Source organism: Kitasatospora putterlickiae (assembly GCF_039527695.1).
GTDB lineage: Bacteria > Actinomycetota > Actinomycetes > Streptomycetales > Streptomycetaceae > Kitasatospora > Kitasatospora putterlickiae.
Genome location: NZ_BAAAKJ010000105.1, coordinates 18,889 through 32,178, shown reverse-complemented (window position 1 = coordinate 32,178; position 13,290 = coordinate 18,889). Strand labels below are relative to the sequence as shown.

General features: G+C 74.0%; 11 protein-coding genes. 8 read left to right on the top strand and 3 right to left on the bottom strand.

Translation table 11 applies throughout. The features are described 5' to 3' along the window. Positions 1-139 precede the first annotated feature (139 nt). From ABD308_RS11095 to ABD308_RS11085, 3 genes are all read left to right on the top strand, one after another. On the top strand, positions 140-2,635 hold the full coding sequence (locus ABD308_RS11095; RefSeq protein WP_344331782.1) for a terpene synthase family protein: 2,496 nt from the start codon (positions 140-142) through the stop codon (positions 2,633-2,635). 139 nt (positions 2,636-2,774) lie between these two features. Then, a complete protein-coding gene (locus ABD308_RS11090; protein ID WP_344331780.1) occupies positions 2,775-3,578 on the top strand; it encodes a VOC family protein in 804 nt (267 codons plus the stop codon). Next, on the top strand, positions 3,575-4,084 hold the full coding sequence (locus ABD308_RS11085) for a DinB family protein (protein WP_344331778.1): 510 nt from the start codon (positions 3,575-3,577) through the stop codon (positions 4,082-4,084). The genes ABD308_RS11090 and ABD308_RS11085 overlap by 4 nt, the downstream gene beginning before the upstream one ends. A gap of 62 nt (positions 4,085-4,146) precedes the next feature. Here the strand turns inward: ABD308_RS11085 and ABD308_RS11080 are convergent, their stop codons facing one another. Continuing rightward, entirely contained in the window at positions 4,147-4,635 is a 489-nt protein-coding gene (locus ABD308_RS11080; RefSeq protein WP_344331773.1) for an Lrp/AsnC family transcriptional regulator, read from the bottom strand. A gap of 160 nt (positions 4,636-4,795) precedes the next feature. On the opposite strand from ABD308_RS11080, the gene ABD308_RS11075 reads away from it, so the two are divergent. The 4 genes from ABD308_RS11075 (at position 4,796) to ABD308_RS11060 (ending at position 8,850) form a co-directional block, all read left to right on the top strand. Further along, complete coding sequence (locus ABD308_RS11075) at positions 4,796-6,325, top strand: PLP-dependent aminotransferase family protein (RefSeq protein ID WP_344331766.1); 1,530 nt, start codon at positions 4,796-4,798, stop codon at positions 6,323-6,325. A 264-nt stretch (positions 6,326-6,589) separates the two neighbouring features. Beyond that, positions 6,590-6,970: an RNHCP domain-containing protein gene (locus ABD308_RS11070; protein WP_344331759.1), complete on the top strand. Its 381-nt coding sequence runs from the start codon at positions 6,590-6,592 to the stop codon at positions 6,968-6,970. Between the two features lie 28 nt (positions 6,971-6,998). Beyond that, complete coding sequence (locus ABD308_RS11065) at positions 6,999-7,412, top strand: RNHCP domain-containing protein (protein ID WP_344331754.1); 414 nt, start codon at positions 6,999-7,001, stop codon at positions 7,410-7,412. 232 nt (positions 7,413-7,644) lie between these two features. Beyond that, a complete protein-coding gene (locus tag ABD308_RS11060) occupies positions 7,645-8,850 on the top strand; it encodes a serine hydrolase domain-containing protein (RefSeq protein ID WP_344331751.1) in 1,206 nt (401 codons plus the stop codon). Between the two features lie 7 nt (positions 8,851-8,857). Here ABD308_RS11060 and ABD308_RS11055 read toward each other — a convergent pair whose 3' ends face one another. Both ABD308_RS11055 and ABD308_RS11050 read right to left on the bottom strand, forming a co-directional pair. After that, positions 8,858-9,568, bottom strand: coding sequence for a response regulator (locus ABD308_RS11055; protein WP_344331748.1), 711 nt, complete (start codon positions 9,566-9,568; stop codon positions 8,858-8,860). Then, on the bottom strand, positions 9,565-10,791 hold the full coding sequence (locus ABD308_RS11050; RefSeq protein ID WP_344331742.1) for a sensor histidine kinase: 1,227 nt from the start codon (positions 10,789-10,791) through the stop codon (positions 9,565-9,567). Before ABD308_RS11050 ends, ABD308_RS11055 begins: the two co-directional genes overlap by 4 nt. 261 nt (positions 10,792-11,052) lie before the next feature. Here ABD308_RS11050 and ABD308_RS11045 point away from each other — a divergent pair, with 261 nt between their 5' ends. After that, entirely contained in the window at positions 11,053-13,275 is a 2,223-nt protein-coding gene (locus ABD308_RS11045; protein ID WP_344331735.1) for an MMPL family transporter, read from the top strand. The last annotated feature ends 15 nt before the right edge of the window (positions 13,276-13,290 follow it).

The following is a 13,290-nucleotide window of genomic DNA, read 5'->3' as shown; positions in this document are numbered from 1 at the left end:
CTAGCCGAGGGCGGCGAACTGGGCAGGTGTTCGAGTGGACTGACCTATCTCATATGACTGTTCCGTTTCTCCGGCTGAGATCGTTGAACTCGGGTAAAGCTGAGTCGGCCTTGTCGACGCGCCCAGAAAGGCTCGCCCGGTGTCCCAGCCGTTCGAACTGCCGTCCTTCTACGTGCCGCACCCCGCGCGGCTCAACCCGCACCTCGACGAGGCCCGGGCCCATTCCTCCGAATGGGCCCGGGACATGGGCATGCTGGAGGGATCGGGGGTCTGGACCCGGGCGGACCTGGACGCCCACGACTACGGGCTGCTCTGCGCGTACACCCACCCGGACGCGTCGGCGGAGGCGCTGTCCCTGGTCACCGACTGGTACGTCTGGGTGTTCTTCTTCGACGACCACTTCCTGGAGGTCTTCAAGCGCACCAACGACCGGGAGGGCGGCAAGGCGTACCTGGACCGGCTGCCGCTGTTCATGCCGGCCGACCCGGACGCGGCCGTGCCCGAGCCGACCAACCCGGTCGAGGCCGGGCTGGCGGACCTGTGGCGGCGCACCGTGCCGGTGATGGGCGAGGACTGGCGGGTGCGGTTCGCGGAGAGCACCCGCAACCTGCTCAACGAGTCGCTCTGGGAGCTCGCCAACATCAACGCCGGCCGGGTCGCCAACCCCGTCGAGTACATCGAGATGCGCCGCAAGGTGGGCGGCGCGCCCTGGTCGGCCGGGCTGATCGAGTACGCGGCCGCGGCGGAGGTGCCGGCGGCGGTGTCCGGATCGCGGCCGCTACGGGTGCTGATGGACGCCTTCTCGGACGCCGTCCACCTGCGCAACGACCTGTTCTCGTACCAGCGCGAGGTCGAGGACGAGGGCGAACTCAGCAACGGCGTCCTGGTGCTGGAGAGGTTCCTGGAGTGCACCACGCAGGAGGCGGCCGAGTCCGTCAACGACCTGCTCACCTCGCGCCTCCAGCAGTTCGAGAACACCGTCGTCACCGAGCTGCCGCAGCTGTTCGCGGACACCGGGCTGGACCCGGACGGCTGCGCCCGGGTGCTGGCCTACGTCAAGGGGCTGCAGGACTGGCAGGCCGGCGGGCACGAGTGGCACATGCGCTCCAGCCGGTACATGAACGGCGGCGGGGCGGCGGCGGGCGCGGCCACCTGGTGGGACCCGTTCGCGATCGGCGGGGTGGGGACGTCGGCGCTGGACGTCCTGAAGTCGGGCGGGGCGCTGGACGACCTGGCCGGTGAGCTGGGCTCGTTGAGCCGGTCCGGGCCGGTGACGGCGGCCTGGGCGCCGACGGTCGGGGAGTCGCCGGTGGCCGGGCTGCTGGAGGCGCTCAGGGCGGCGACGGCGGGCCGGGGCGCGTCGTTGGAGTCGCCGGGGACCGGCCCGGTCGGGGGTTCGCGCGGGGACGTCGACCCCGGGGTGCGGCGGGCGCGCTCGCACGCGCACGTGCCGTTCCAGGCCGTCGGGCCGTCCCGGCTGCCGGAGTTCCGGCTGCCGTTCACGGTCGAGCTGAACCCCTGCCTGGAGGCCTCCCGGCTGCACACCCTCGAATGGGCGGGCCGGATCGGGCTGCTGGAGACCCGGCCGGACGATCCCAGCGCGGGGGTGTGGACCGCCGAGCGCATGGCCGACTACGACCTGGCGCTCTGCGCGGCCGGCATCCACCCGGACGCCTCCGCCGACCAGCTCGACCTCACCACCGACTGGCTGGCCTGGGGCACGTACGCGGACGACTACTTCCCGGCGGCGTTCGGCCGGACCGGCGACCTGGCGGGCGCCAAGGCGGTGCACGCGCGCTTCCGGCTGTTCATGCCGGTCGACGGCGAGCCGGCCGCGGAGCCGCTCACCGCGCTGGAGCGCGGGCTGGCGGACCTCTGGGAGCGGACCGCCGGACCGATGACCGCCGAGGCGCGCGGGAGGTTCCGCGAGGCCGTCGAGAAGATGACGCTGAGCTGGATCTGGGAGCTGAACAACCAGGTGCAGAACCGGATCCCCGATCCGGTCGACTACCTGGAGATGCGCCGCTCCACCTTCGGCTCCGACCTCACCATGAGCCTGTCCCGGCTGGCGCACGGGAACGTGGTGCCGCCCGAGGTGTACGTCAGCGGTCCGATGCGCTCGCTGGAGAACGCGGCCGCCGACTACGCCTGCCTGATGAACGACCTGTTCTCGTACCAGAAGGAGGTCGAGTACGAGGGCGAGGTGCACAACGCCGCCCTGGTGGTGCAGAACTTCTTCACCTGCGACTACCCGGCGGCGGTGCGGATCGTCGACGACCTCATGCACGCGCGGCTCGACCAGTTCCGGCACGTGGTGGCCGAGGAGTTCCCGGTGCTGTTCGAGGACTTCGGGCTGGACGGGCCGGCTCGGGCGGTGCTCGCCGGGTACGTCGGGGAGCTGGAGAACTGGCTCGCCGGGATCCTGATCTGGCACCGGGGCTGCCTGCGGTACCGGGAGGAGGACCTGCTGCGGCACTTCGGGCGGGAGGCGGCCGGGGTGCCGGGCACCGTCGCGGAGGAGGCCGTCGAGCCGGGCGGCGGGGTGCTGGGCGCCCTGCTGGTGCGGCCGACCGGGCTGGGGACGTCGGCGGCCACGGTGGCGGGCGCGGTCGGCACGGTGGGCGTGGCCGGGTAGCGGGCCGCCGGGGTGTGCGGCGGTCCGCCGGGGGTTCCGGCCCCGACCGGCCGCCGCCTTCCGCTGTGCGCGCGCGGACGGGCGGGGGACTGACTAGGGTGGCGAATCGGGACAAAACGTCACACGAGAGGGCTTCGTCATGGTTGCGCTACCCGAGGGGACGCCCTGCTGGGCCGACGCGATGTTCGCCGACCTGGAGGGCGCCAAGGCCTTCTACGGCGATGTGCTCGGCTGGACCTTCGGCGAGTCCTCGACCGAGTACGGCAGCTACACCCAGGCCTACTCCGACGGCAGGGCGGTCGCCGCGATCGTCCCGCCGATGCCGAACCAGGAGGGCGCGGTGACCTCCGCCTGGTGCCTCTACCTGGCCTCGCCCGACGCCGCCGGCACCGCCGAGAAGATCCGCGGCAACGGCGGCGAGGTGCTGATGGGCCCGATGACGGTCGGCGAGTTCGGCTCGATGGTGATCGCCAAGGACCCGGCGGGCGTCGTCTTCGGCGTCTGGCAGGCCGGCACCCACGAGGGCTTCGAGAAGCAGGGCGCGCCGGGCGCGTACACCTGGGCCGAGGTGGTCACCCGCGACGGGGGCGCCGCGGACGGCTTCTTCCCCGCCGTCTTCCCGTACGCCGTGAAGCGGATGGAGTCCGGAGAGGTCGACTACAAGATCTACAGCGTCCGGGAGCAGCCGGTGCTGGGCCGGATGCAGGCGGGCCCGCGGGACCTGCCGCCCGAGGCGCCGAACTACCTCAGCGTGTACTTCGCGGTGGACGACTGCGACACCACCGTCGCCAGGATCACCGAGCGGGGCGGGAAGCTGTACTTCGGGCCGATGGACAGCCCGTTCGGCCGGTTCGCGGCCGTCGGCGACCCGCAGGGGGCGGCGTTCGGCGTGATCGACCTCGGGAGGACGGCGGGGGACGTGCCGGCCATGGCGGCGGAGTGACCTCCGGCGGCACGGCGCTGCACGGGGAGCGGGCGGACCTGCTGCAGACGCTGGACAGGCACCGGGGCTTCCTGCGGTACACCGTCCGCGACCTCACCGACGAGCAGGCCGCCCGGCGCGGCACGGTCAGCGAACTGTGCCTGGGCGGGCTGATCAAGCACGTCAGCGGGACGGAGGCGCGCTGGATGCGGTTCGCCGTCGGCGGCGCGGCGGCGATGGAGGCCGAGCCGGTCGACTGGGCGGGGCAGTTCCGGATGGCCGAGGGGGAGACCCTGGCCGGGCTGCTCGCCGCCTACGAGCGGGTGGCCGCCGAGACGGACGCGCTGGTGGCGAGCCTGCCGGACCTCGACCGGGCCCACGCGCTGCCGGCGGCGCCGTGGTTCGAGCCCGGGGCCGCCTGGTCGGTCCGGCGGGTGCTGCTGCACGTCATCGCCGAGACGGCGCAGCACGCCGGGCACGCCGACATCATCCGGGAGGCGCTGGACGGGGCGAAGACGATGGGCTGAGGCCGGGGCGGGAGCGGAGCGCGACGCGGGGCGGCTCGTACACGGCGCGGTCGCCGCGGGGATCAGTCGCCGGTCAGGTACCGGCGGCCCGGGATCTGCTCGAAGATCAGATTGGTCCGGGTCTGCGCCACCGCGGGGTGGGTGGTCAGGTGGTCCACGACGAAGTCGCGCAGCTCCTCCGGGCCGGCCACCCCGACGTGCAGCAGGTAGTCGTCGGACCCGGCCATGTGGAACACCGCCAGCACGCCCGGCAGATCGGGGGCGCTGCTCCGGAAGCTCTCGATCCGCTCGCGGGTGTGCGCCCGGAGCCGGACCGAGATCATCGCCTGCAGCGGCAGCCCGATGGCGGCGGGGTCTATCTCCGCCCGGAAGGCGCGGACGATGCCGCGGTCGCGCAGCGCGCGGACCCGCGCCAGACAGGTCGAGGGGGCGATGCCCACGGCCTCGGCGAGCGCGTTGTTCGGCGTGCGGGCGTTCTCGGCGAGGACGCGCAGGATCGCGCGGTCGGTGTCGTCGACGGGCGCCCGGTGGGCCTGCGGAAAATTCGGCACGCCGCTCAGAGTCCCCGACCGTGCCGCAGATCCGCAAGGCGGGCACGGGTGATTCCGAATCTTCTGCGGAAGACTTTCGCGCGGGCGGTCGAAAGTTCCATCCTGGCGGACGAGCGGCCCCGGTCGCCCCCGTCCCCAGCGAACCCGGAGCGCCGCGCCCATGAGCCCCACGACCGTCCACGCCGCCCCGGCGCACATCGACGCGGCGCCCGAGAGCGGGGACTTCGCGATACCCGCCGAGGGACTCACCGACGGCGAGCGGCTGCGCGCCCTCGACCGGATGGACGGGTACCTGACGCGCAAGCGCCGGCACCTGGTCGGCTACCAGGCCACCCAGGAACTCGCGGGCAGCGCCCTCGACCTGGCCCGCTTCATGCTGAGCAACATCAACAACCTCGGCGACCCGTTCCAGAGCGGCGGCTACAAGCCGAACACCAAGGTCGTCGAACGCGCCGTGCTCGACTACTACGCGCGCCTCTGGCACGCCGGGCGCCCGTACGACCCGGCCGACCCCGAGTCGTACTGGGGCTACATGCTCTCCATGGGCTCGACCGAGGGCAACATGTACGCCCTCTGGAACGCCCGCGACTACCTGACCCGCCCCGGCGCGCCCCGCCCGGTGGCGTTCTACTCGGAGGACACCCACTACTCCTTCGCCAAGGCCGTCCGGGTGCTGGGCGTCGACACCTTCCACGCGGTCGGCGCGGCGGACTACCCGGACGAGTGCCCGCTCGGCGGCGACTGGCCCGCCGAGGTGCCCTCGCTGCCCGGCCCGTCCGGCCACCCCTGGGACGGTCCCGGCGCCGTCGACGTCGACAAACTGGCGGCGCTGGTGGAGTTCTTCGCGGCGAAGGGCCACCCGGTCTTCGTCAACTTCAACCTCGGGAGCACGTTCAAGGGCGCCCACGACGACGTCCGCGGCGCGTGCGAACGGCTGCTGCCGGTCTTCGAACGGCACGGCCTGCTGCCGGAGGCCGGAAGCGGCGAGCGCCGGGGCTTCTGGATCCACGTGGACGGGGCGCTCGGCGCCGGGTACGCGCCGTTCCTGCGGATGGCGGCGGAGGATCCGGCGGCGTACGGCTGGGCGCCCGAACCCGGGGCCGGCGCGCCGGAGTTCGACTTCGGCCTCACCCTGCCGAGCCGGGCCGGCGGGGACGTCGACCCGGTGGCGTCGATCGCGATGAGCGGCCACAAGTGGGCCGGCGTGCCGTGGCCGTGCGGCGTCTTCATGACGAAGGCCAAGTACCAGCTGGAACCGCCGACCCGGCCCGAGTACATCGGCGCGCCGGACAGCACCTTCGCCGGATCCCGCAACGGCTTCTCCCCGCTGGTGCTCTGGGACCACCTGTCCCGGCACTCCTACCGCGATCAGGTCGACCGGATCCGCCGCTCCCAGGAGCTGGCCGGCTACCTGGAACGCCGCCTGCGCGAACTGGAGGAGCGGACCGGCGCCGTGCTCTGGCCGGCCCGCACGCCCGGGGCGATCACCGTGCGCTTCCGCGAGCCCGGCGCCGACCTGGTCGCCAAGTGGTCGCTGTCCTGCGAGACCGTCCTCACCACCCCCGGCGACCCGGGCACCCCGCGCCGCTACGCGCACGTCTTCCTGATGCCCTCCGTCGACCGAGCGAAGCTCGACGCCCTCCTCGCCGACCTCGCCCGCGACCCGGTCATCCTCGGCGCCACGGCCTGACGGGGCGGACGGGGCGGAGGGGGCGGAGGGGCCGGACGGGGCCGGTTAATTCGGTGGCACGGGCGCCGGCGGGGTTGTTACGCTCGCCGCCCCGACCGCTTCCGTCGGGTTTCATCTACTTTGGGCCACCGTGCCCGCCGAGAGGGTGTCTTGATGTCCCGGACCGCGCCGAGTGCGCCTCGCCACACTGTCTGACGGATCGTCGTCGAGGCCGCTCGGCCTGCTCTTGCTGTCATCGTTGACCTCCAGCAAGGAGCACCCCGGGTGTCCAGCACCACCAACACCACCGGCAACACCGGCAACACCCTGAAGACCGCCACCTTCGCCTGCGCCTGGTGCGGCCTGACCGTGTCCACGTTCGCCTCCGACGGCGCGCGACGCAACCACTGCCCGTCCTGCCTGCACTCGCGGCATGTCGCCGACCACGTCGAAGGCGGACCGAGCGCGTGCCACGGGCGGATGTCGCCGATCGCCATCGCCGTGCTGCGCACCGGCGACTGGATGGTCGTCCACCGCTGCGTGCGCTGCGACGAGTTGACGTCCAGTCCGGTCTGCCCGGACGACAACCAGCTCATCCTGATGCGCGTCGCCGTCCGGCCGCTGGCCCAACCCCCCTTCCCGCTCGAAGCGTTCGGGTCGCTCTGAACCGCCCGGTGAGAGGGGGAGGCGAACCGTGCCACGCCAGAAGAACCGCGACCACCGCCGCCGGCAACGCCCCAAGGACGTCCCGTACGCGCGGGGCGGGCGCCGGGCGGGCGATTTCCGGTGCGTCGGCTGCCGGTTGGACGTCCCCACGGACGCCCCCGGGACGGCGCACCGCAACCACTGCCCGAACTGCCTGGCCAGCCTGCACGTCGACCGCCGGATCCCCGGCGACCGGGCCGCCGACTGCCGCGGCCGGATGGAGGCCCTGGGCATGTCCGTCCGCGCGGACGGCGAGTGGCTGATCGTCCACCAGTGCCTGTCCTGCGGCGAGTTGAGCACCAACCGGATCGCCGGTGACGACAATCCGGTGCCGCTGCTGAGGCTCGCCCTCAAGCCGCTGCGGGACGCGGCCTTCGCCCGTCGCACCCTGCTCAACCTGTAGCGACGGCAGCGGAGACGAACGGAAGGAGGGGAGGGGACGGGGAGCGGGGTACCGGGTCCGGGACTCCGGCGGGAGCCGGGTCCTCCTGCCTCCGGGCGACGCCGGGCGGGGAGCCCGCTCCCTAAGGTCGGGAGCGTGATCACCGCGGTCCGCCCGCGCGGCGGGCACCGCCGTCACCCGCGTTCCCTCCCCCTTCCGCGCCCTCGTCGCGCCGTACCCAAGGAGCCTGCGCATGTCCGCTCGCCGTTCCCGCCACCCCCTGGGCGGCCGTGCCGCCGTCACGGGCACGCCGCCCCGGCGCGCCCTCGCCCTGCTGCTCGCGACGGCCGCCGCGCTCGGCGTGGCCGGCACGGTCCCCGCCGCGGCGGCGCCGTCCGCCGGCCCGAAGGACGATGTGCGGGCCGGACTGGAACGGCTGGTGAAGGAGGACCGCTACCCCGCCGCGATGGCCGCGGTCTCCGGACCCGACGGGCGCGTCCGCAACTACACCGCCGGCGTCGCCGACCTGCGCACCGGGGCGAAGGTGCCGGTGGACGGCCAGGTGCGGGCGGGCAGCAACACCAAGACCTTCGTCGCCGCGGTCGTCCTGCAGCTGGTCGGTGAGGGCAAGGTCGAACTCGACGCCCCGATCGACCGCTACCTGCCCGGCCTGGTCCGCGGCGAGGGCATCGACGGCCGGGTCATCACGGTGCGCCAGCTGCTCCAGCACACCAGCGGGCTGCCCAACTTCACCGACGACATATTCGACGCCGTCTTCGGCGAGGGACGCCACCGCTACTACCAGCCCCGCGAGCTGGTCGACATGGCGCTCGCCCACAAGGCGCTGTTCGCCCCCGGCACCGACTGGTCGTACAGCAACACCAACTACATCCTGGCCGGCCTGCTGATCGAGAAGATCACCGGCCGCCCGCTCGCCGAGCAGCTGACCAAGCGGGTGATCGACCGCATCGGACTGCGGCACACCTACTTCCCGGCGGTGGGCGACGAAGGCATTCGCGAGCCCCACCCCCACGGGTACACGGTCCGGCCGGACGGGTCGCTCTCCGACGTCACCGACCTGGACCCCTCCTGGGGCTGGGCCGCCGGGCAGCTGATCTCCACACCGGGCGACCTGAACCGCTTCTTCTCCGCCCTGATGGGCGGCAGGCTGCTCAAGCCCGCCCAGCTCGCCGAGATGCGCACCACGGTGAAGGTCCCGGACGGTCCCGGGGTGCCGAAGGGCGAGGAGCACGGACTCGGGCTCATCCGCCGGCCGCTGAGCTGCGGCAAGGTCGTCTGGGGGCACGGCGGCGCCACGCCGGGCTTCCACACCTTCCCGGGGGTGACCGAGGACGGCCGCGCCGTCACCGTCGCCGTCACCGCGAACCTGGCGCCCTCCCCGCAGGGGGCCGAGCATGCCCAGGCGCTGTTCGACGAGGCCCTCTGCGCGAAGCGGTGACCGGGCCCTAACCCCGCCCGCCGGCCTGGTCGCCGCCCCCCGTACGGGCGGTGACCAGGCCGGTCTCGTAGGCCGCGATGACCGCCTGCGCCCGGTCGCGGACGTCGAGCTTCCCGAACAGGCCGGTGATGTGGTTCTTCACCGTGGACTGGCTGATGTCCATGGCCCGGGCGATCCCGGCGTTGTCGAGCCCGGTGGCCATCAGCCGCCACACCTCCACCTCCCGGGGCGTGAGCTCCCCGGTCGCGGCGGCGGGCGGCGGCTGCGCGGCCGCGAGCGGCGCCCGGACGTAGGCGGAGATCAGCCGGGTGAGCAGGCGCGGGGCGACCACGGCCTCCCCGGTGTGGACGGTGCGGATCGCCGCGCCCAGGTCCTCCGGCGAGACGTCCTTGGGCAGGAACCCGTACGCGCCGGCGCGCAGCGCGGCCACCACGTACTCGTCCATGTCGAAGGTGCTGAGCGCGAGGACCCGGCACCCGGGCAGGGTGCGGGCCAGCTCCTCGGTCGCGGCGACCCCGTCCATGACGGGCATCCGGATGTCCATCACCACGACGTCGGGGTTCAGCCGGTGCGCGAGCGCGACGGCCTGCTCGCCGTCCTCGGCCTCGCCCACCACCTCCAACGACGGGTCCGGCGAGAGGATCAGCGACAGACCGCGCCGCACCAGCGGCTGGTCGTCCACGACGAGGACCCGGATCCCCTGGACTTCGGTGCTCACCGGTGGACCTCCCCGCGCTGGACGGCCGCCTCGACGTTCTCCTCCGGGGCCAGCGGCAGTTCGGCCAGCACCGCGAAGCCGCCCTGCGGCCGCGGCCCGGCCTCCAGGGTGCCGCCGTGCAGGGCGACCCGCTCGCGCATGCCGACCAGGCCGAACCCGCCCCGGTCCCCGGCCGCCGGTCCGGTGCCCTGGGCCGGCACGCCCGCGCCGTCGTCCCGCACCTCGACGGTGACCCCGTCCGGGCGGTACGTCAGCCGGACGCTCGCCCGGGCCGGGCCCGCGTACTTGCGGGCGTTGGTGAGCGCCTCCTGGACGATCCGGAACACCGTCAGACCGACGGTCGGCGGCAGCGGGCGCCGCGGTCCGTGGACGTCCAGACCGGTCGGCAGCCCGGCCTGGCAGGACTCGTCCACCAGCCGGTCGAGGTCCTCGGCCCCGGGCTGGGGCGGCGTCGGGCCGGCGTCCGGCTCGTCACCGGCGCGCAGCACGTTCAGCAGCTGGCGCATCTCGCGCAACGCCAGCCGCCCGGACGACTCCAGGGTGACCAGGGCGTCGCGGACCACCTCCGGGTTCGCGAGATTGGCGCGGGCGCCGCCGGCCATCAGCTGCATGGTGGTGATGTGGTGGGCCACGATGTCGTGCAACTCCCGTGCGATGCGGCGGCGTTCCTCGGCCACCGCGCGGTCGGCCAGCAGCTTGCGGTTGGCGTCCACCTCGCGCTGCCAGCGGGCGACCGCGAGGCCGGCGCCGGCCACGAACGCGGTGGAGGCGGTGGACGCGACGGCCGCCTCCAGGGAGGGCAGGGGGAAGCCGCTCTGGCTCAGCATCGTCACCACCGCCGTCACCGCGGCGGCGCCCGCGGTGACCGGCCAGGCGCGGTTGCGGCCGACCGAGTACACCGCCACCGTCAGGACGCCGCCGAAGTGGATGCCCATCGGGGTCGACAGGTCGATCGCCGACTGGAGCACCAGGACGGCGGCGAGCGCCGGTACCGGGCGGTGGCGCCGGGCGAGCAGCGGCACGCCCGACAGCACGAGGAGGACGAAGCCCGGCACGCCGACGCCGCGGGTGCCCTCCACCTGGCCGACGAGCAGGTGGGTGATCAGGTCCAGCGTGCCGACGCCGACGGCCACCAGCGCGTCGGCCTGGGTCCACGGCAGACCGGCCGTGAGGTGCCGTGGCACCCCGCCCACGCCCGTGCCGGGGCGCTGAAGCCCGTCCATCCTCGTCCTCCCGGCCCGACCAGCGTTGACGCCTCATTCTGGCACCGGTCCGGCCGGCCCCGGATGGTCCCTCCGGCCGAGGGCGGGCGCACGGACCAGGAGCACGGTCCCGGTCGCGGACCCCCGGGGGGAGCGGAGGCCCCGGCGCGGATCGTCCGCTGCCCGGACGCCCGGCACCCCCTTCACCTGATGGTCTGGAGACCGGCCGGGAACCCCCGGCCGGCTTGGCCGACGCTCGCGACCATCCGCCGGAGGGCACCCGTGATCCGCGCACTGACCGGATTCTCCACCAGACACGCGTGGAAGGTCATCGCCCTCTGGGCGCTACTGGGACTGGTACTGGCCGGGCTGAGCCCGATGCTGCTGGGCCGGGTCACCCAGGCCCAGACCGGTGACTTCCTGCCGAAGAGCTACGACTCGGCCGCCGCGCTGCGCATCGCCGAGGAGCGCTTCGGGGTGAAGCCCGACGCCACCACGGTCACGGTGCTGGTCGCCCGGAGCGACGGAAAGGCGCTCACCGAAGGCGACCAGCGGCGGATCGAGGCCGAGGCGGCCGAGCTCGGCAAGCGCCGGGTCGTCATGCCCAGGAAGGAGGACGAGCCGGCCTTCCTCACGCCCGACCGCTCGCAGACCCCTCGGGTGGCCCCGGCGATGACGGCGCCCGACCGGAGCTTCGAGCTGATCTCCGTCGAACTGACCGGCAGCGCCGTGGACGAGGGCGTCCAGGAGGTCTACCGGACCTTCCGGGACTCCGCCCGGGAGCGGTTCGCCGACGCCGGGATGCGCACCGGGTTCACCGGCGGCCTGGCCGAGACCGTCGACAGCACGGACGACAACCGGACCGCCGCGCTCGTCGGCAGCAGCCTCACCATCGGGCTGATCGTGCTGCTCAACGTGCTGGTGTTCCGCAGCGTGCTCGCGGCCGTGCTGCCGCTGCTCGCGGTCACCTTCATCAGCGGCGTGGCCACCGGGGCGGTGGCCGGGGCCGCGGAGCTCACCGGCCTCAAGCTGGACGTCTCCACCCCGGGTCTGATCGCCGTGGTGCTGCTCGGCATCGGCGTCGACTACCTGCTGTTCCTGCTCTTCCGGTTCCGGGAGCACCTGCGCGCCCGGCCCGAGCAGCCCGCCCGCGAGGCGGCCGCCGAGGTGTCCGGCCGGGTCGGCACCGCCATCACCTCCGCCGCGCTGACCATCGTGGCCGCCTTCGCCACCCTGGGCGTGGCGACCTTCGGACAGTTCCGCTCGCTCGGCCCGGCGATCGCCGTCGCCGTCCTGGTCATGCTGCTGGGCAGCCTCACCCTGATGCCGGCCCTGCTCGCCGCCTGCGGCCGCAAGATCTTCTGGCCCTCCCGCAGCCTGCGCCGGGAACCGCGCGGGGGCGTGGCCGCCCGCTACGGCGCGTTCGTCGCCCGGCGCCCGCTGGCCCTGCTGCTCGGCTCCGTCGTGCTGCTCGGTGCCCTGGCCGCCGGGATGACCGGGGTCCGGATGGACTACGGCCAGGGCGGTGGCTCCGGGACGGCGGCCGCCGCCACCGCCGCGGAGATCTCCCGGGCCCTGCCGGCCGGCGTGTCCGACCCGACCACCGTCTACGTCACGGCCGACGACGGCGGCACCCTCGACCCCGCCCGGCTCAACGGCCTCTCCCGCGCCCTCGCCGGGGTGGAGGGCGTCGGCCAGGTGGCGGACACCGTCCTCAACCAGGACCGCCGCGCCGCCCGGATCGACCTCTTCCTCACCGCCGACCCGCAGAGCGCACGGGCGCGCGAGCTGGCGTCCGGCCCGGTGCGAGCCGCCGTCGCCGCCCACACCCCCGCCGGGACGAGCGCCCACGTCGGCGGCACGGCGGCGATCTTCGCCGACATCGCCGTCGCCGTCGACCACGACCTGACGATCGTCTTCCCGGTCGCCGCAGCCCTCATCGCCCTGATCCTGCTGCTCCTGCTGCGCAGCCTGCTCGCCCCGGTGGTGCTGATGCTCGCCGTCGGACTCGGCTTCGCCGCCACCCTCGGCGCCGCCACCCTGCTGTTCCAGCACGTGCTGGACGAGCCCGGCGTCAACTTCACCCTGCCCCTGGTGCTCTTCCTGTTCGTCGTCGCGCTGGGCACCGACTACAACATCCTCATCACCGACCGGATCCGCGAGGAGATGCACCACCCCGGCCCGGCCCGCTCCGCCGTCGCCCGCGCCGTCCGCCACACCACCCCCGCCATCGCCACCGCCGGCCTCGTGCTGGCCGGTTCCTTCGCCAGCCTCGCCACCACCCCCGGCAGTGAGCAGATCGCCTTCTCCCTGACGCTCGGCATCCTGCTCTCCGCCGTCGTCCTCTCGCTCGGCCTGGTCCCGGCCCTGGCCGCGCTGCTCGGCCGCGCCCTCTGGTGGCCCCTCCGCCCCACCCCGCCGCCCGCCCCCACCCACACCCCGACCCCCGCCCCCGCCTACACCCCCACCTCCACCTACACCTCAACCCGCGTCCCCACCCCCTGACCGGCGCCCGCCTGC